At 46.9% G+C, this 17,979-nt stretch carries 23 protein-coding genes; 3 read left to right on the top strand and 20 right to left on the bottom strand.

The window, feature by feature from the left end:
* Nucleotides 1-57 precede the first annotated feature (57 nt).
* The 15 genes from OQ477_RS02875 to OQ477_RS02805 form a co-directional block, all read right to left on the bottom strand.
* Nucleotides 58-465 carry an Asp23/Gls24 family envelope stress response protein gene (locus OQ477_RS02875; RefSeq protein WP_003153156.1) on the bottom strand — a complete coding sequence of 136 codons (408 nt, stop codon included), beginning with the start codon at nucleotides 463-465 and terminating at the stop codon, nucleotides 58-60.
* Between the two features lie 21 nt (nucleotides 466-486).
* Entirely contained in the window at nucleotides 487-1,839 is a 1,353-nt protein-coding gene (gene accC / locus OQ477_RS02870; RefSeq protein WP_007408348.1) for an acetyl-CoA carboxylase biotin carboxylase subunit, read from the bottom strand.
* Between the two features lie 14 nt (nucleotides 1,840-1,853).
* Nucleotides 1,854-2,333: an acetyl-CoA carboxylase biotin carboxyl carrier protein gene (gene accB, locus OQ477_RS02865; RefSeq protein ID WP_007612510.1), complete on the bottom strand. Its 480-nt coding sequence runs from the start codon at nucleotides 2,331-2,333 to the stop codon at nucleotides 1,854-1,856.
* A gap of 153 nt (nucleotides 2,334-2,486) precedes the next feature.
* Entirely contained in the window at nucleotides 2,487-3,137 is a 651-nt protein-coding gene (locus tag OQ477_RS02860) for a SpoIIIAH-like family protein (RefSeq protein ID WP_007408346.1), read from the bottom strand.
* A 3-nt stretch (nucleotides 3,138-3,140) separates the two neighbouring features.
* Complete coding sequence (gene spoIIIAG, locus OQ477_RS02855) at nucleotides 3,141-3,833, bottom strand: stage III sporulation protein AG (protein WP_265971300.1); 693 nt, start codon at nucleotides 3,831-3,833, stop codon at nucleotides 3,141-3,143.
* Nucleotides 3,826-4,446, bottom strand: coding sequence for a stage III sporulation protein AF (spoIIIAF, locus tag OQ477_RS02850; protein ID WP_265971298.1), 621 nt, complete (start codon nucleotides 4,444-4,446; stop codon nucleotides 3,826-3,828). The genes spoIIIAG and spoIIIAF overlap by 8 nt, the downstream gene beginning before the upstream one ends.
* Before the next feature lie 16 nt (nucleotides 4,447-4,462).
* A complete protein-coding gene (gene spoIIIAE, locus OQ477_RS02845; protein WP_003153145.1) occupies nucleotides 4,463-5,671 on the bottom strand; it encodes a stage III sporulation protein AE in 1,209 nt (402 codons plus the stop codon).
* 32 nt (nucleotides 5,672-5,703) lie between these two features.
* Nucleotides 5,704-6,093 carry a stage III sporulation protein AD gene (gene spoIIIAD, locus OQ477_RS02840; protein ID WP_071392571.1) on the bottom strand — a complete coding sequence of 130 codons (390 nt, stop codon included), beginning with the start codon at nucleotides 6,091-6,093 and terminating at the stop codon, nucleotides 5,704-5,706.
* Nucleotides 6,094-6,105: 12 nt separating this feature from the next.
* On the bottom strand, nucleotides 6,106-6,312 hold the full coding sequence (gene spoIIIAC, locus OQ477_RS02835; protein WP_003153142.1) for a stage III sporulation protein AC: 207 nt from the start codon (nucleotides 6,310-6,312) through the stop codon (nucleotides 6,106-6,108).
* 22 nt (nucleotides 6,313-6,334) lie between these two features.
* The gene (spoIIIAB, locus tag OQ477_RS02830; RefSeq protein WP_265971296.1) at nucleotides 6,335-6,850 is read right to left on the bottom strand and encodes a stage III sporulation protein SpoIIIAB; all 516 of its coding nucleotides are present in this window, start codon (nucleotides 6,848-6,850) and stop codon (nucleotides 6,335-6,337) included.
* On the bottom strand, nucleotides 6,844-7,767 hold the full coding sequence (gene spoIIIAA, locus OQ477_RS02825; RefSeq protein WP_007408342.1) for a stage III sporulation protein AA: 924 nt from the start codon (nucleotides 7,765-7,767) through the stop codon (nucleotides 6,844-6,846). Before spoIIIAA ends, spoIIIAB begins: the two co-directional genes overlap by 7 nt.
* A 77-nt stretch (nucleotides 7,768-7,844) precedes the next feature.
* Complete coding sequence (locus OQ477_RS02820; RefSeq protein ID WP_003153124.1) at nucleotides 7,845-8,126, bottom strand: YqhV family protein; 282 nt, start codon at nucleotides 8,124-8,126, stop codon at nucleotides 7,845-7,847.
* Nucleotides 8,127-8,273: 147 nt separating this feature from the next.
* Nucleotides 8,274-8,831, bottom strand: a complete 558-nt coding sequence (gene efp / locus OQ477_RS02815; protein ID WP_003153123.1) for an elongation factor P — start codon at nucleotides 8,829-8,831, stop codon at nucleotides 8,274-8,276.
* 24 nt (nucleotides 8,832-8,855) lie between these two features.
* Nucleotides 8,856-9,917 (bottom strand): M24 family metallopeptidase, encoded by a 1,062-nt coding sequence (locus OQ477_RS02810; RefSeq protein ID WP_007612522.1) that lies wholly within the window; start codon nucleotides 9,915-9,917, stop codon nucleotides 8,856-8,858.
* A gap of 131 nt (nucleotides 9,918-10,048) precedes the next feature.
* Nucleotides 10,049-10,579, bottom strand: a complete 531-nt coding sequence (locus OQ477_RS02805) for a YqhR family membrane protein (protein WP_044802567.1) — start codon at nucleotides 10,577-10,579, stop codon at nucleotides 10,049-10,051.
* 221 nt (nucleotides 10,580-10,800) lie between these two features.
* Between OQ477_RS02805 and OQ477_RS02800 the strand changes: the two genes are divergently transcribed.
* Nucleotides 10,801-11,757, top strand: a complete 957-nt coding sequence (locus tag OQ477_RS02800; RefSeq protein ID WP_007408341.1) for a DUF1385 domain-containing protein — start codon at nucleotides 10,801-10,803, stop codon at nucleotides 11,755-11,757.
* 34 nt (nucleotides 11,758-11,791) lie between these two features.
* Nucleotides 11,792-12,187 (top strand): SA1362 family protein, encoded by a 396-nt coding sequence (locus OQ477_RS02795; RefSeq protein WP_007408340.1) that lies wholly within the window; start codon nucleotides 11,792-11,794, stop codon nucleotides 12,185-12,187.
* On the opposite strand, the gene OQ477_RS02790 is transcribed toward OQ477_RS02795, so the two are convergent.
* The 3 genes from OQ477_RS02790 to OQ477_RS02780 all read right to left on the bottom strand — a co-directional run bounded on the left by OQ477_RS02790 (nucleotide 12,184) and on the right by OQ477_RS02780 (nucleotide 14,538).
* Nucleotides 12,184-13,059 (bottom strand): patatin-like phospholipase family protein, encoded by an 876-nt coding sequence (locus tag OQ477_RS02790; protein ID WP_012117971.1) that lies wholly within the window; start codon nucleotides 13,057-13,059, stop codon nucleotides 12,184-12,186. The genes OQ477_RS02795 and OQ477_RS02790 overlap by 4 nt on opposite strands.
* Nucleotides 13,060-13,173: 114 nt before the next feature.
* Nucleotides 13,174-13,602, bottom strand: a complete 429-nt coding sequence (gene mntR, locus OQ477_RS02785; protein ID WP_007408338.1) for a transcriptional regulator MntR — start codon at nucleotides 13,600-13,602, stop codon at nucleotides 13,174-13,176.
* A 99-nt stretch (nucleotides 13,603-13,701) separates the two neighbouring features.
* Entirely contained in the window at nucleotides 13,702-14,538 is an 837-nt protein-coding gene (locus tag OQ477_RS02780) for a lipoate--protein ligase family protein (RefSeq protein ID WP_003153114.1), read from the bottom strand.
* Nucleotides 14,539-14,730: 192 nt separating this feature from the next.
* Here OQ477_RS02780 and OQ477_RS02775 point away from each other — a divergent pair, with 192 nt between their 5' ends.
* The gene (locus OQ477_RS02775; RefSeq protein WP_007408335.1) at nucleotides 14,731-15,111 is read left to right on the top strand and encodes a rhodanese-like domain-containing protein; all 381 of its coding nucleotides are present in this window, start codon (nucleotides 14,731-14,733) and stop codon (nucleotides 15,109-15,111) included.
* A 51-nt stretch (nucleotides 15,112-15,162) separates the two neighbouring features.
* Here OQ477_RS02775 and gcvPB read toward each other — a convergent pair whose 3' ends face one another.
* The gene (gene gcvPB / locus OQ477_RS02770) at nucleotides 15,163-16,638 is read right to left on the bottom strand and encodes an aminomethyl-transferring glycine dehydrogenase subunit GcvPB (RefSeq protein ID WP_265971293.1); all 1,476 of its coding nucleotides are present in this window, start codon (nucleotides 16,636-16,638) and stop codon (nucleotides 15,163-15,165) included.
* Nucleotides 16,631-17,977 (bottom strand): aminomethyl-transferring glycine dehydrogenase subunit GcvPA, encoded by a 1,347-nt coding sequence (gene gcvPA / locus OQ477_RS02765; protein ID WP_265971291.1) that lies wholly within the window; start codon nucleotides 17,975-17,977, stop codon nucleotides 16,631-16,633. The genes gcvPB and gcvPA overlap by 8 nt, the downstream gene beginning before the upstream one ends.
* Nucleotides 17,978-17,979 lie beyond the last annotated feature (2 nt).

Genomic DNA, 17,979 nt, shown 5'->3' with positions numbered 1-17,979 from the left:
ACGGGAAACGTATAAAAAACCAAAGGGCTGCCCATCCCCTTGGTTTTTATACGCTCATTACATTTCTTCGTCGATTTCGACTTCTTGGGCTTTCGTGTCAAATTGAATGCCGACGATATGAATATTGATTTCATTAATGGTCAGAGACGTCATGTTTAATAAGGTTTGGCGGATATTCTCCTGAACGCTTGCCGCCACTTTCGGGATCGAGATCCCGAATTGAACGACGCAATAGACGTCGATGGTAATCCCGTCATCGGCTAAATCGACCTTTACGCCTTTGCCGTGATTGATTTTGCCGAAGCGTTCTACGACGCCCGTGGCGAAATTGCCGCGCATTTCAGCAACTCCTTCAACTTCGGAAGCGGCGATGCCGGCAATGACTTCAATGACCTCAGGAGCAATTTCAACCTTGCCTAAATGAGCCTCATCATGATCCATTTTAAGCACACTGTTGTCTTCCATTCAATTCACCTCCCGCAAAAATTATGAGCCCATTACATCATATGTTTCTAAAAACTTTGTATTAAACTCTCCGCTGACAAATGTTTCGTGTTCAAGCAGTTTCAAATGGAACGGAATCGTCGTTTCAATACCTTCAATCACGAATTCGCTCAGCGCGCGTTTCATCCGTGCGACTGCCTCATCACGCGTTGTTCCGTATGTGATCACTTTGGCAATCATACTGTCATAGTACGGCGGGATCGAGTAGCCGGGATATGCGGCTGAATCCACGCGTACACCGAGTCCGCCCGGCGGCAGGTACATGTTAATTTTACCGGGTGAAGGCATGAAGTTTTTCGCAGGATTTTCAGCGTTGATGCGGCATTCAATCGCCCAGCCGTTAAATTCAACGTCTTCCTGTCTGAGCGAGAGCTCCTGTCCGGATGCCACTTTGATCTGTTCTTTGATCAGATCCGTTCCCGTCACCATTTCTGTGACAGGGTGCTCTACTTGAATACGCGTGTTCATCTCCATGAAGTAGTAGCGCTGTTCTCTGTAGTCATAAATGAATTCTACTGTGCCGGCTCCCGTGTAACCGACGGCCTTCGCTGCTTTTACCGCTGCTTCGCCCATCTGCTCCCTGATTTCAGAATCAAGCGCAGGTGACGGTGACTCTTCAAGAAGTTTTTGCAGACGTCTTTGGATAGAACAGTCACGCTCTCCGAGATGGATCGTGTTTCCGTAATTATCCGCAAGCACCTGAATTTCAACATGGCGGAAATCTTCTATGTACTTCTCGATGTACACACCCGGATTTCCGAATGCCGTAGCGGCTTCCTGCTGGGTAATCTCAATGCCTTTGATCAGTTCTTCTTCTGTGCGTGCGACCCGGATGCCTTTTCCGCCTCCGCCCGCAGTGGCTTTTATAATGACAGGATACCCAATTTCACCTGCAAGCGAAACCGCTTCTTCCGTATTTTTTATGATTCCTTTTGAACCGGGCACAATCGGCACGCCCGCCAGCTGCATCGTGTCGCGCGCGATATCTTTTGTTCCCATTTTTGAAATGGCGTCAGCCGTAGGGCCTACAAACGTTACGTTTAATTCCTCGCACAGCTCGGCAAAGTCGGCGTTTTCAGCTAAAAACCCGTATCCCGGATGAATCGCATCCGTGCCGGTCAGCTTTGCGACGCTGACGATGTTCGTTACATTTAAATAGCTTTCTTTTGATGTTTTCGGCCCGATACAAAAAGCCTCATCGGCCATTTGGACATGCAGGGCGTCTTTATCTGCCTCAGAATAAACGGCTACAGTTTCAATGCCCAGCTCTTTGCAGGCCCGGATGATTCTGACGGCGATTTCTCCTCGGTTGGCGATCAATAGCTTTTTAATCATAATAGCAGGTCTCCTTACTCAGCTTTTACAAGAAATAGAGGTTGTCCGTATTCGACCAGCTGGCCGTTTTCAACTAACACTTCAACGATTTCTCCTTTTACTTCGGCTTCAATCTCGTTAAAGAGTTTCATTGCTTCTACGATACAAACAACTGTATTTTCGCTCACTTTTGAACCTTGGTTTACGTAAGGGCCGGCTTCCGGCGATGAAGAAGCATAAAACGTTCCGACCATCGGAGACGTAATTTTGTGCAGGTTTTCGTCTTGTTTCGGCGCTTCCTGAGCAGGAGCGGCTTCACGCGCTTCCGGTTTTGCAGCCTGCGGAGCAGGTGCGTAAGCGGCGGGAACGGCTTGGGCTTGTCCCGTTACATTCACTGCCGGCGCTTCATTTTTTTTCAGTTTGAGGCTTACGCCTTCAATTTCGTAAACAAATTCGTCGATGGAAGATTCATCGATTCTTTTTATCAGTTCATGAATTTCGTTGATTTTTAACATCAGTTTCCACTCCTATGTATAAAAAATAGAAATTTATGGGTTGCTACTAAAAGTACATACTATGTTTATCTTACAGGAGCGCTTGTGTAAATTCAACACTGATCTAAAATGACATCAGAAAAGCCCGCAGCGGGTGCGGGCTTTTCAGGTCTCTTACTTTGTCGGTTCAAACGTGACGGCGACGTCTTTCATCGTCTTGATTTCTTTTTCCACCAGGTCAATGATAGCGGAAGCTTTTGCGTTTGAATGTTTGTCAGACATGACGGTAATGTTGATTTTGTCTCCTTCAGCATCCACGAGCGCATCTTTGTAGCCTTGTGTTTTAATCAGCGTTTCCAGCTGTTTTTCCGTCCCCTCAGCATTGCTCAGCGCCGTCATTTTATCGTAGGCTTCGCTTTTTTCCTTTGCGGTCGCATCATCGCTTGAAACAATGCTGTTTAACTGTTCCCTCTCTTTGCTTCTCGCGTCTTCAAGTTCCATACGGTATGCGGTAAATAAGTTTTCATCAGCTGTTTCTGTGGCGACCGATCCGTCTTTGTCCGATGCTTCGGCTGATGTTTCTTTATCCTCTTTTGTGCCTTTAGAATCTTTCGTTCCTTTTGTGCCGTCTTCTTTTTCCGTACCGCTTCCGCTCTTATCTTTCGTTTCAGGAGCCGGCGTTTTTTCAGTGGCGACTTCTCCGCTGCTTTTTTCGCTTTTCATCTGCACGGCATTTTTGCTTTCCGGCGACATAATATAATAAACACTTAATACCACGACGAGACTGAGCATTGTTAAAAGCCAAACCGTTTGTTTTTTCAGCATGATTTATGAATCCTCCTTGATTTTTTTAGGGGCAACCGCTACACGGTAGCTCGGAACATCAAGCACCCTTGTGACGGCATCAATGATGGTTTTTTTTATTTGAACGTTGTCCACTCCCTGAGCGACAACGAGTACACCGCGGATATCAGGCTTTTTCGTCTGGACGACGACCGGGGTTTCCTGGTCCCCGTTTCGAATCATGACAATTTGTTCTTCAGAGGTTTGATCGGTTACGCTTCTTTTGCCGCCTTCTTTATCGGTTTCTTCAGTGGTGGTGTCTTTTTTCGTTTTGTTTTTCTCAAACACTTTCAAAGATGTCGCGTCTACGTTTACGACAATTGAGACATCCTCCACGCCGATAATCGTTTCAAGGATTTCTTTCAGCTGGTTTTCATAGTCTCTTTCGTAATCATCGATCGTGGTTTTGGCGCTGCTGTCTTTCGATGCCTTAAAAACAGGTGCGCTTTTTTGCACGTTTTTGTCTTCCGTTCGGCCGGACATGACGGTCTGCGCCGTTTGGTCCTTCCCGGTTTTCTCCGGTGAAGAGAACAGCTGGCTGACCAGCATAAAAGATACCCCGAGCACAAACACGAACAGAAAGTAATGATATTTTGTCAGTTTTGGTTTTTCTCCGTCTTTCGCCTGTCCGATCATCAGCTGTTTTTTGAGTATGGTCCATAGTCCGTTTTTATTCATGGCCGTTTTTCTCCCCGCCTTCCATATAAACCGTAATTTTCTCACTGCCGATTTCCCATATATCCGCAAGTTTTTCTTTGATGTCTGCGGCCTCTTTTTTGTCGGCTGCGCCTTCCGGTTCGTATTTGCGGTCTGTGCGGATGTCGATCGGTGCGACGGTTTGCACGGTTTTTTCAGAAGATGGGGCCAAATACACGCTGATCGTTTTTACATCTTCTTCTGAATGAACCTGTTCTTCCGCTGTAAGGCGGATGTCGTCTATTTTGTATTCGTCATGACTGAACATCTCCTCCGCTTTCTTTTTTAGTTGGACAGCCATTTCTTCTAAAACATATGCGCGGTTTGATGCTTGTATTTCTTTTTTTTCTGATTTGATTTGATTTTTTATATCAGCGGATTGAGATTGCTCTTGTTTTGTCAAATAATCGAAGATGATTTCCGGGTCTGTTTTGAAAAGTTTGAATATCGGGTTGAGCATGACAATGATTAACAGCAGGCTGACAACCATCTTTGCGTATTTTTGCATACTGGAGCTGGGCAGCAGCATGTCGATGACGATGGCGAATAAGATAAATAAAATAATGCTTGTCAGCCATTCTGTTAAAAAGCTCATATCCAATGGGCCTCCTTTATTTCATCATCATGGTGAGGTTGCCTGCTGTAATAATGACTGTGATGCTGAGGAAAAACATGAGAGAGACGATGGCGAGCGCCGCGAAAATATACAGTACACTTCTGCTGATGACGCCGAGGCACGTAATGACGGGCCCGCCTCCGAGCGGCTGCAGAATAGCGGCCGCGAGCTTATAAATAAAAGCGAGCGAGAGCACTTTGATCGCCGGAAACGCGGAGATGCAGATCAAAATTCCGACTCCGAGGATTCCCACGGTGTTTTTTAATAGGAGTGAGGCGCTGATGACCGTATCCGTCGCGTCCGTAAACATCCGGCCGAGCACGGGAATAAAATTGCCTGTTATAAATTTTGCAGTCCTGAGCGTAATCCCGTCCGTCACGGCAGCCGAAGCCCCCTGTACGGAGATGACGCCGAGAAACACGGTGAGAAATACGGCAAGCGCGCCGATTGCGATATTTCTGAGCAGATTGGCAAGCTGCGTGACTTTATATTGATCCGTCATCGTGCTGACGATGCTTAAAATCGCTGACAGGAAGATAAGCGGCATGACGATGTTTTGAATGAGAAGGCCGCTCGTATTCATCAGAAATAAAATAACGGGGTGAAAAAAAGCTGCGGAGACGGCTCCCCCGGAAGACGCCAAAAGCGCGAGTAAAAGCGGGATGAGCGCGAGAATGAAGCTTGTCATCGTCTGGATCGCTTCACTGGCATAATTGACGGCAACATGAAAGCTGTTTAAAGCGAGAATAATCAGCACCATGTAGACGATTGCATAAGCCACTTTGCTGACGGTGCTCTGCTGGAACGCATTTTGCAGGAGCTGCAGAATGACACAAAAAATGGTGAGAAGAATCAAAGTTCCCAGAAGCTTTCCGTTTGCGAGCACTTCATGAAACAAGTATGAAAATAAAGCCTTCAGCCATGCCTCCGGTGAGAACGTTTTTTCACCGTTAATAAAGTCGATGATGCTTCCCTTTTGGCTTTCAGGCAGAAGACCGCCGTATTCTGTCATGATGTCGTCCCAAAACTTTCCGATGCCTTCTGTTTTCAGCGCTTCGGCCTGCTTTTTCGCCACTTCATCAGCGGATTCTTGGTGAACTGCGGTTTCCTGCGACGCACCGTCTGTTCCGGCAGCTTGTACACATTCAGTCTGAAAAAATAAGAGGATGAACAAAAAAGCTCCCGCCCACCGAAAGCGCTTCATTTTTTGTGCCCCCCTTTCCATTTTATTTATGATCAAGAAGGAATAAGTCCGAGAATCGTTTCAATAATGACGGTGAGTATCGGCACGGCCATTACCAGTATCAAAATTTTTCCGGCCAGCTCTATTTTCGAAGCAATCGCTCCCTGGCCCGCATCCTTTGTAAGCTGCGCTCCGAATTCAGCGATGTAGGCGATGCCGATAATTTTTAAAATGGTTTCCACATAGACCATATTGACATTTGCATTGACGGCTATTTTTTCTATCATTCTGATAATGTCGTAAATCTGGTCGATGAGATAAAGAAAGATCACGCAGCCGCTGAAGACGACAATCATAAACGCGAAAGTCGGTTTCTGTTCTTTTACGATCAGGGAGAGAAATGTGGCGATCAGGCCTAAACCTACAATTTGAACAATCTCAATCTGTAAGCCCCCCTATCCTTGGAATAGAAACACAGCTTTGATCTTTTTGAACAGGTCATCGACAATCGTCGCCACCATAAATAAAATATAGATAAAGCCAAGCAGCGTCACCCACTGGGCGTATTCTTTTTTTCCCATTTGGTCAAGTATGGTGTGCAGAAACGCAACCACGATACCGACTCCGGCGATTTGAAAAATGACATTTACGTCGACTCCCATTTTATGTTTGCTCCCCTCATGTTTACATCAATAGAAGAATGAGTAACAGTCCGGCTAAAAATCCTAAGCTTTTCACCATTTTTTCATTTTTCGCCTGCGCCCGTCCGGCATCCGCTTCCGCCGCTTCCAAATGTGTAAGCGCAAGCTTGATATGTTTCTGCTGAGAAACACGGTCATGGAGCCCGAGCGTCTCTCCGAATTGCTTAAGCACATCATATTCGCTTTTTTTCATCGCCATGGAAGACCAATTATGTTTCAAACTCTGTTCCCAAGCCATTTTGGCGGAATCACTTCCCTGCTCAAGCCTTCTGCTGAAAGCTTGAAACAGTAACGATACAGGTTTGGAAAGCTGTGCGGCAATTTGTCCAGAGGCGGTATGAAGCGGTGTATGCCCGAACATGATTTCCGCTTCTAGCGATTGGAGCGCCGCGCGCAGCTGACGGATCTGCCTCGGCCTTTCAATATACATTTTGGCGATCTCAAATCCGGTCCAAGTCGTCGCTGTCAGAATAAACACGGCACCCAAAAGCTTCAGCATGTCATCACGCTTTCAGCATGCGGAACAGGTTCTCCGTCCTTTCCGTACATCCTGCTGATTGTTCCCGGACCGCGGCGCCTTGACAGTTCAACATACCGGTCAAACACGTTTTCCTCCCAAAGCATTTTCAGCGACGGCCTCTTTACCAAGTCTTTCATATTCCACCCGTGCGCAGATACGATAACGGATACGCCCGCATGGAGCGCCTCCAGCAGCGCTTGTGAGTCTTCCATTCTCCCGATTTCATCCACAATTATGACATCAGGACTCATAGAGCGAATCATCATCATCAGCCCTTCCGCCTTCGGACAGGCATCAAGGACATCGATTCTGCGGCCGAAACTGTGCTGCGGAATGCCCCGCAGGCAGCCAGCAATTTCCGAACGTTCATCTACGATACCTGTCTTTTTTGCAGGAATGCGTTTTGATCCGGTACTGGAAAGCCGGGCCAAATCACGAAGCAAGGTCGTTTTCCCTGTTTGCGGAGGACCGATGATCAGCGTGTTCAGCCAGTTTTCTTTCCATAAGAAAGGAATGAGCGGTTCTGCGATTCCAAGCTTCTCCCGGGCGATTCGGATATTAAAAGAAGTAATATCCCGGAGTCCTTTGACGGCTCCGTTTTCGACGATGACTCTTCCGGCCAGCCCCACACGGTGGCCTCCTCTGATTGTGATGTATCCTTTTTTAAGCTCTTCTTCCAGCGTGTACATACTGTAATTGCTGAGCCGGCTGAGGATCAGCTGTGCGTCGCCGGCCGTGCACACATATGACAAATACAAAGGTTGTCCTTTTTGGATCAGTTCAACCGGCCTGTCGACGCGGATTCTGATTTCTTCTGTATCCCGCCTCGCTTCTTCGGGCACGGCGGAGATGGCATCTCTCAATAATTCAGGGAGAACCTCTGTAATTTCATTCAATAGAGTCTCCTCCTTTTTTACCGATTGGCTTCTTTAAAATGTATGATCCGGGACAGACTTTATGACACCCCGGCCCTCTATTTATGCACACCGGCCAAAATCAGCACCACTCCCGCAAAAATCAATATTAATTTTGCATATGAGAGCTGTCCGGCAATCTGATAAATGCCGATCGTCATCGTAATGATAAAGATCAGAGGGCCGACGATTGCCAAAATACTATTCACCACAACCGCTTTTCTGATGTCGTTTGTCAAAAGCATGATAATAGCTGCCGATAATTCAATGAGCGAGGACAAAACTCGTAAACCGGCCATCGTTAAAACAGTAGAATTGATTGAACCAAACAAAAATTTCATTGCAATCCCCCAACTTCAAGCATTTTGTTACACTATATGCTCTAGCTGACGGAAGTAGTCTCACTATTTTCATATAGAAGAAAGATTCTGATGCAGAACGCAAAAAAAGCCTGCCCCCTAAAAGGAGCAGACTCCGTATTTCTATAACTACGCTCTTGAGACGTAAGAACCGTCTGATGTATTTACAACTAGCGTATCGCCTTCGTTCACGAAAAACGGAACGTTTACGACAAGACCTGTTTCCGTTTTGGCAGGTTTTGTGCCGCCTGACGCCGTGTCGCCTTTAATTCCCGGCTCAGTTTCAACAACTTTCAGTTCAACTGTGTTAGGCAGTTCAATACCGAGCGTTTCAGACTGATACATCATGATGTGCACAGACATATTTTCCAGAAGATATTTTAATTCTTCTTCGATTTGGTTTTCGTTCAATTCAAGCTGTTCATATGAGCTTGTATCCATGAACACGTGCTGATCGCCGTTGGCATAAAGATACTGCATCGTTTTTGTTTCGATTTGCGCTTTCGCGACTTTTTCACCTGCACGGAATGTTTTCTCCTGAATAGCGCCCGTGCGCAGGTTACGCAATTTAGAACGGACAAATGCCGCTCCTTTTCCCGGCTTTACGTGCTGGAAGTCAACGACGCGCCAAATGCCGCCGTCTACTTCAATCGTTAGTCCTGTACGAAAATCGTTAACTGAAATCATGTTTGATGTCCTCCTATATTCCGATCACAAAATAATTAATTCTTTAGGGGAATGCGTAATTGTCCGGTTGCCGTCCTCAGTGATGATGATATCATCTTCGATTCTTGCGCCCCCAACATCCGGTATGTATATGCCCGGCTCGACCGTTACCGCCATGCCCGGCTCAAGAACGGCCGATGACCTGAAAGACAGCCCCGGTGATTCATGGACTTCCATTCCGAACCCGTGTCCTGTCGAATGGCCGAAATACTGTCCGTAGCCTTTTGCGGTGATGTGATCCCTCGTCAGGGCGTCCGCTTCTTTTCCCGTCATGCCGGGTTTAATATGCAAGACACCAAGCGCTTGGGCATCGTATACGACCTGATAAATCTCTTTCAGTTTATCACTTGGCTCTCCGACCGCGACGGTGCGTGTGATATCAGAACAATAGCCTTTATAATAAGCGCCGAAATCGAGCGTGACCAAGTCTCCCTTTTCAATCAATTTGCCGCTTGCCACTCCGTGGGGAAGGCTGGATCTGACTCCCGAGGCGACGATCATATCAAAGGAAGAGCCGTCTGCTCCTTGACGTCTCATATAAAATTCAAGCTCGTTTGCAACTGAAATCTCTGAGATGCCCGGTTTGATAAACGTCAGAATATGTTCAAACGCATCATCCGCAATCTTCGCAGCTTCCTCTAATATCTTAATCTCTTCACTTGACTTAATCAAGCGCAACTTTTCAACGGAATCCGCGACGGGAACCATCTCCGCTTCCTGCAGCACAGCTTGGTAGGATGCATATGTTCCGTACGTCATGCTGTTTTGCTCGAAGCCGAGTTTTTTAATGCCGTACTCAAGAATCGTATCCGCAGCCGTTTGGATTAAGCTTCCGCCGTGCTCGATAATGTCAAAACCCTTCACTTGCGTCTTCGCCTGCTCGGTGTAACGGAAATCCGTGATAAATGCCGCACGTTCTTTCGATATGACCGCAAGGCCTGACGAACCCGTAAATCCCGTCATATACTGCAGATTGGCGGAGCTTGTCACCAACATTCCGTCTATATCCAGCTGACCGAAAAGATTTCGCAATTTCTCAAGTTTCATTCCCTTTCTCCTCCTCGCCGATTCTTGACTGCCGCCTGACAACGCGGGAGCATCCCCGCCCGGTTTTCAGCATAAAAAATGTTCACTTCTCGTGAACATTTTACCATACCGGACAGGGATTATACACTTATTCACTTGTTGCCGAGCGCCCTTGCAAGCTTGTCTGACGTAAGTTCATTGTAGTTGAAGGAAATTGAGTAGCCGACAAACAAACCGTACAGAATGTAAAGGCAAAGCGTCGTCACGATTGTATCTGATTTCAATTCAGTGACGGATTTCACATCTTCAAAAATCGGATTGAATAAGAAAAAAACCGCACACCATAAAATGACGCCGTACACCATCCCCGGCCACATCGTTTTAAAACGCTTCAGGCAGACGAAATAAATAAACGCCCCGGCAATTGAAATTAATCCGATGATAACGATGCTGACCATCGTGCCGAGCCATTGTTTTTTCCATTCTCCGATCATAAACGGCTGAAGAATCATGTTGGGGCTGATCTCTGAAAAATGAAAGACATACCCGAGATAGCCGATCAAACTCCAAAATACACCGCCGGCAAATCCGATACCGCAAATTCTGCCGGTAAATGAAACAGGCTGCTGATCATCATCCTGCTTCTTTTTTTCTTCCTGTTCTGAATGTTTTTCGCTTGTCATCATGGCACCTCCAGTCATAGACTGCCCCAAAATTGAAAAGTCATAAAAAGCTGCGCCATATTTTCATTCAATGAGTAAATTCTAAAAAAACAGGGTATACTGCATGTAGAAAAAGCATTGATTTTCCGGCTGTCTAACTAGAGGTTTACCGAGGTTTCCTGTACAATAGAGTGAAAGGAAATGGTTAGTAAATCCTAAGAAAACAGGCAGGTTGATAAACAATGTCCAAACAAAAAACGCCCCCTGCATACGGCGGGCAGGCTGTCGTTGAAGGAGTCATGTTCGGCGGCAGAAAAAATTATGTTACCGCCATCCGCAGGAATGACGGAAGCATTGATTTTTTCAAGCTTCCGAGAGTGCCGAACGCCAAGCTTTCGGCTTTAAAAAAGATTCCTTTTTTGCGGGGAATCGTCGCCATCATTGAGGCGAGCGCCAACGGCACAAAGCATTTAAACTTTTCCAGCGAACGTTACGGGCTTGATCCTCAAGATGACGCCAAACTGGAGCAGGAAGATAAGAAGGGTTCGGGCTTATCGATGTTTTTCAGCCTGGCGGTGATCGGCGTTCTGTCGTTTTTGTTCAGCAAATTCGTTTTTACGCTCGTCCCGGTCTTCTTAGCGGAGCTTGTAAGGCCCGTATTTTCCTCAGACGCCGCGCAGATCGGAATCGAAAGTCTGTTTAAGCTGATTCTGCTTCTCGGCTACATTTATTTTTTATCAATGACGCCGTTAATTAAAAGAGTGTTTCAATATCATGGAGCCGAACATAAGGTCATAAACTGTTATGAACAGAATTTGCCAATTACAATAGAAAATGTTCAGAAACAGTCACGGCTTCATTACCGTTGCGGTTCAAGCTTTATTTTATTTACGATCATTGTCGGCATGTTCATCTATTTACTCGTTCCGACAGATCCGCTTTGGGTGCGGATTTTAGACAGGATTGCGCTTATACCGGTCGTTCTCGGCATCTCCTTTGAAGTGCTCCAGCTGACGAACAGAGTGCGGAATATCCCCGTTTTGAAAGTGCTCGGTTATCCCGGCCTGTGGCTGCAGCTTTTAACGACAAAGGAACCGGCGGATGACCAGGTCGAGGTTGCCATAGAAAGCTTTAACGAGCTTCTCAGACTGGAAGACATTTCAGAACAGAGCGAAAAGCCGTCTCACAACGTAATCTGAACCGTTACCGTTATTATTTTGGAGGTGGGCAGTTATGAATCATCGTGTACAACCTTTTTTTGCTGTATTGATAGCGCTTGGCGCATTCGGTTTCATTTATGCGGCGGTAACCAACCCCGGGCAGATGATTTCAAGAGCGATCACCGTTATTATCGCAGGCATCATTATTTATTTTATCGTGAGGACGGTCCTGAACCGCCGCACCGGCCGTGACGGAACCGCTTTCAGAAAAGCGGCCAGACAATCGCGGCTCCGAATGAAGGAGCAAAAAGCGAAGCACCGCGCCGGACACAGAGGCCGGGTCAGCCATTTGCGGAGCGTGCCGAGCAGCAGCAGACCGAAGCCGATGATTCTTAAGAAAAAAAGCCAGACCCAGCTTACCGTCATAGAAGGTAAAAAGAATAAAAAGAAAAACAGAGCGCTTTTTTAATAGCTCCATTGCTTCAAAAATTGCTCTGTTCTGCTTTTTCCTAGCTCAATGAGAGCTAGTTTTTTTTGCGGTGTGAGATGAAACTCCGTCGCCATCACATGTTCCACCGGAATAAAAATAATATTCTGTTCGTACTTTGTCGCGATATGCCTGGCATCATGAGCGTCTTTCATCGTTTCAAACAAAGCCCCGAACAGCTCAAAAGCGTTGCGGATTGATTTTTTCGGGCGCTCTTTTTCGTTGGGCGAAAGTGAAATTCCGATGACCGGCCGTTTGCGTTCTTTTGAATACAGCCAAATCGGGAAATTGCTTAACACGCCGCCGTCAACGACCGTCGAGGTGCCTTTTTCGGTCTTCAGTTTTATCGGTTCAAAAAAATAAGGAATGCTGCAGCTCATTCTGACGGCTCTGGCAACCGGGAACATCTCCGGATTTAATCCGTATCGGGGAAGATCGTCAGGAAGCACGATCATCGTTCCGTTCGTCAGATCTGAAGCGATGAGACGGAGCGAGCCTTTTTTCAAATCGCCAAACGCGATGATGCCCTTCGCTTTTAATTTATCCGCAATCCATTTTTCCAGCATATCGCCTCTGTATAGTCCGAGGCGCCAATATATCGACACCCACCGCAGGATTTTCAGCGGGAGGAATGAGTATCTCTGATCAAGCAATTGCCTTCCGTCCACCTCATCTATGATGGAATGAACCTCTCTGCTCGTATAGCCCGCAGCGATAAATGCGGCAATAATTGCGCCGGCGCTTGTTCCGGCGAGCCTTTCAAAGCGAAAGCCCTTTTCTTCCAGCGCTTCATAAGCGCCGGCAAGCGCCACCCCTTTTATCCCCCCGCCCGAAAATACGCCGTCAATCTGCATAGCGCGCCCTCTCCCTTCCATCTCAAGGTGTATTATTATTTTAAGAAACGGCTGGGCGAAATAGACCAAAGAATGAAGACATTAAAAAAAGGGCGCCCCATTTCGGGCTGCCCTTTATTCACCGGGATTTTCGGTTTTTTTCTGTACGGATTTCAATTCTTTTTTCCGGCTTTCGTCATCTTCGAAATACTGAACGAGGTCGCCGATGCGGTCAATGCTGTTCCAGCTCAGATGATGTTCGATTCCTTCAACATCATTGTAAATCTTCTCTTCATCAACACCAATGATTCTTAAAAACTGCTCAAGCAATTCGTGTCTGTATACGAGCCGTTTGCCGATCTTTTTGCCTTTTGACGTCAATACGAGCCCGCGATATTTTTCATAAATCAAATACTCGTCTTTATCTAGTTTTTGAACCATTTTCGTTACAGAGGAGGGGTGGACTGCCAAAGCTTCCGCGATATCAGAAACCCGTGCATATCCTTTTTCTTCTATCAGCATATAAATCTGTTCAATATAATCTTCCATACTTGGTGTTGTCATAAGTAACCCTCCCAAAAAGCACCTTAACTTTATAAACCATTACAAGTTTACACTAACGGTCATGAAAAAACAAGGATGCTTCCGGTCTGTCAAGCCTTATCAGCGCTTATAATTCCATTCATCAGACGCGTATTTCGTCTCAGCCAGCTCATTGACAAATGCAAGCTCTTCAGACGTGAGTGTGTAAGGCTCAAGATGAATGTTCAGCCCTTCCTCAAAACCGGCTTTAAAAGCGATTCTGGCCTCATCCATCGTTACCCGTTTCGGCGCTAAGGCGTTAATGGCTACCGCTTTGTTTTTGAAATTCCGCTGCATGCGCTCACGGACTCTGTCGCTCGGATATAAAAACAGATCAAACAGCTTATCCTCATCAATGTCAAGCAGGATGGAACCGTGCTGAAGAATGACGCCTTTTTGGCGTGTCTGTGCGCTTCCGGCAACTTTCCGTCCTTCGACGACCAGTTCATACCACGAAGGCGCATCAAAGCAGACGGACGAGCGCGGATTTTTCAAGCTTTCTTTTTCTTTCTCCGTTCGCGGAATCGCAAAGCAGGCATCAAGTCCAAGGTTTCTGAATCCCTGCAGAATACCTTCTGAAATCACCCGGTACGCCTCTGTCACCGTGGCCGGCATTTCCGGGTGATCCTCTGAAACGATTACGCTGTATGTCAATTCTTTATCATGCAGAACACCCCGTCCGCCTGTCGGTCTTCTGACAAACCCGAGGCCGTGTTTATGTACTGCGTCAAAGTTAATTTCCTTCTTAATATTTTGAAAATACCCCACAGACAAAGTTGCCGGATTCCAGCCGTAAAAACGGATCACCGGAGGAATTTTTTTTTGGCTGTGCCAATATAAAAGCGCTTCATCCAGCGCCATGTTAAATGCCGGGCTTTCATTCCCTGAGTCAATAAACCGCCATGTTTCTTTTTCCATACACTGAACCCTTCTTTATCGTTTTAATAAAATCAGTTTAACAAACTGCCTTGAAAATGAAAAATATTTCGTTTCATTAAGGATGACAATCGCTTCATGCTTTACTATAATAGTATTTGTCCCAAAACGTCCGGTAAGCCTTGTTTTCAGGAAGCAGGGTTTTATTTTATAAGCTAAAGGAGTAGAATCGCATTGTCTAATATGATTGCTTTAATTATTGTTGCGGCGTTTATCGTTTATATGATCGTGTCGTATTTTTACCAGCAGCGTTTAATGAAAACACTTACGGAAGAGGAATTCCGCGCGGGCTACAGAAAAGCGCAGCTGATTGACGTCCGTGAACCGAATGAATTTGAAGGCGGCCATATTCTCGGCGCGCGCAACATTCCGCTGTCACAGCTGAAACAGCGCAAAAGTGAAATCCGTCCTGATAAACCCGTTTATCTGTACTGCCAAAACAATGTCCGCAGCGGACGCGCGGCACAGACGCTCCGCAAACACGGCTGTAAAGACATTTACAACCTGAAAGGCGGATTTAAAAAATGGGGCGGAAAAATTAAAGCAAAAAACTAATCATAAAAAAGAGCTGTCCGTTTTATACGGAAGCTCTTTTTTTACACCGTGTCAGCGGCTGATGTCAGGTGTATGTTCGTACTTTAAAACCGGCTTTCTTGCCGCCTTGGTTTCATCCATTCTTTTGACAACTGTTGTATGCGGCGCCTCCTGAACGATTTCAGGCGATTCCTCCGCTTCCCGCGCAATTTGAATCATGGCATCTATAAACGTATCAAGCGTTTCCTTCGATTCCGTTTCCGTCGGTTCGATCATGATGCTTTCTTCAACATTGAGAGGAAAATACACAGTCGGCGGATGATAGCCGAAGTCTAAAAGCCGTTTGGCAATATCAAGCGTTCGTACGCCGAGCTTTTTCTGCCTTCTTCCCGATAACACAAATTCATGCTTGCAATGACGGTCATACGGGAGATCATAATAAGGCGCGAGTCTTCTCATCATATAATTTGCATTTAAAACCGCGTGTTCGGTCACGGCTTTTAAGCCGTCAGGCCCCATGGAACGGATATACGTGTAGGCTCTGACATTAATGCCGAAGTTGCCGTAATAAGGTTTTACGCGCCCGATCGACTGCGGCCGGTCATAGTCAAAAGTCAAACGGCCCTCTTTTTTCGTGAGAACGGGTTTCGGCAGATACGGAATGAATTCTTTTTTCACTCCGACCGGCCCTGAGCCAGGTCCTCCCCCGCCGTGCGGCCCGGTAAATGTTTTATGCAGATTAAGGTGAACGACGTCAAATCCCATATCTCCCGGTCTTGCTTTACTTAAAACGGCATTTAGATTCGCTCCGTCATAATAAAGCTTTCCGCCGGCCTGATGGACGATTTCAGCCATTTCCGTAATGTTTTCCTCAAATAACCCGAGGGTGTTCGGATTCGTCAGCATCAGCGCCGCTGTTTCTTCATTTACCGCTCTTTTCAAATCTTCAATGTCAACCAGCCCGTGCTCATTTGACTTAACGGTAATCGTTTCAAAACCGGCGACCGTGGCGGATGCCGGATTCGTACCGTGGGCTGAATCAGGGACAATCACCTTCGTCCGTCCGAAGTCTCCCCGCGCTTCGTGATAGGCGCGGATCATCATCAGGCCGGTCCATTCGCCGTGAGCGCCCGCCGCAGGCTGCAGCGTCACCTCGTCCATGCCCGTAATCTCCTCCAAGTGTCCGCTTAAATCGTATAAAAGCTCAAGCGCCCCCTGAACAGTATCCTCGTCCTGAAGCGGATGAATAGCGGAAAAACCTGCGATCCGGGCAATTTTTTCATTTAATTTCGGATTGTATTTCATCGTACAGGAGCCGAGCGGATAAAAGCCTGAATCAACTCCGTGGTTCCTCTTAGAAAGAGCGGTATAATGCCGCATAATATCAAGCTCTGATACTTCCGGCAGCTTTGCGTCTTCATCGCGGATATAGTCACCGGGAAGAAGGCTTTCAAGCTCTGTTTCCGGCACATCAAGCTCCGGAAGGCTGTAACCGACACGCCCTTCGCGGGACATTTCAAAAATAAGCGCCTGATCTTGATTATTCATGTTGATCCCCCAATCCCGCAATAAGCGAATCGATCTCTTCTTTCGTTCTCAGCTCTGTGACGGCAATGAGCATGTGCTGATTCAGTTCCGGATACGCAAGGCCTAAGTCATATCCGCCGATGATGCCGTCTTGCAGGAGCCGCCGGTTTGCTTCCTTGACGGGAAGATTCAGCCTGACGGCAAATTCATTAAATATCGGGCCGTCAAATGCTACGTGTAAGCCGGCTTTTTCCGCTTGGCGTCTCGCGTAATCAGCTTTCAATATATTTTGGCGGGCCATGTCTTTGACGCCGTTTTTTCCGAGCGCCGTCATCGCGACTGAAGCCGCTAAAGCATTCAGCGCCTGATTTGAACAAATGTTAGACGTGGCTTTGTCTCTTCTGATATGCTGCTCGCGCGCCTGAAGAGTGAGAACAAAACCTCTTCGCCCGTTTTCATCCTCCGTTTGGCCGACAAGCCGGCCCGGCACCTTTCTCATCAGTTTTTTCGTTACTGCAAAATAGCCGCAGTGCGGGCCGCCGAACGCCGCAGGTATGCCGAAAGGCTGCGCGTCCCCGACGACGATATCAGCTCCGTATGCCCCGGGCGGTCTCAAAATACCGAGCGCGAGCGGGTTTGAAGAAACAATCAGCTGGCTGTTTCCTTTATGTGCGAGCGGCTCAATGTCCTTTAACGGCTCGATTTGTCCGAAGAAGTTCGGATATTGGACGATCACGGCGGCCGTTTCATCACAAACGGCATGTTCCAATGCTTCAAGATCTGTGACGCCGTTTTTCGCAGGCACCTCTACAACCTCAATATATTGGCCCTTTGCGTATGTTTTCAAAACATCCCGCGATTCCGGATGAACGGCTGCGGAAATGACGATTTTTTTCTTTTTCGTATGTCCCGACGCAAGCATCGCCGCTTCCGCCAGCGCCGTTCCCCCGTCGTACATAGAGGAGTTTGCGATATCCATTCCCGTTAATTGACAGATCATCGTTTGAAATTCAAAAATCGCCTGCAGCTCTCCTTGTGAGATTTCAGGCTGGTAAGGCGTATATGCCGTGTAAAACTCTGATCGGGATATCACATGATCGACGATAACCGGCTGGTAGTGATCGTACACTCCTGCGCCCAGAAAAGATGCATATGTAACAGCGTCTTTATTTTTCGCCGCAAGCTTCGTCAGCTCTCTCGTCAGCTCAGTTTCTGACTTTGCTTGTTTAATGCGGTAGTCTTTTTGAAACCGTACATTTTCCGGAATATCGGCAAACAGTTCATCAATTGTTTCTGCGCCGATGGCTTTCAGCATTTCTTTTTTATCCTGTTCTGTCGCGGGCAAATATCGATGCTTCATAT

The sequence above is a fragment of the Bacillus sp. ChL18 genome (genome assembly GCF_026241425.1).
GTDB classification, from domain to species: domain Bacteria; phylum Bacillota; class Bacilli; order Bacillales; family Bacillaceae; genus Bacillus; species Bacillus velezensis.
This window is presented reverse-complemented; position numbering and strand designations above follow the sequence as displayed.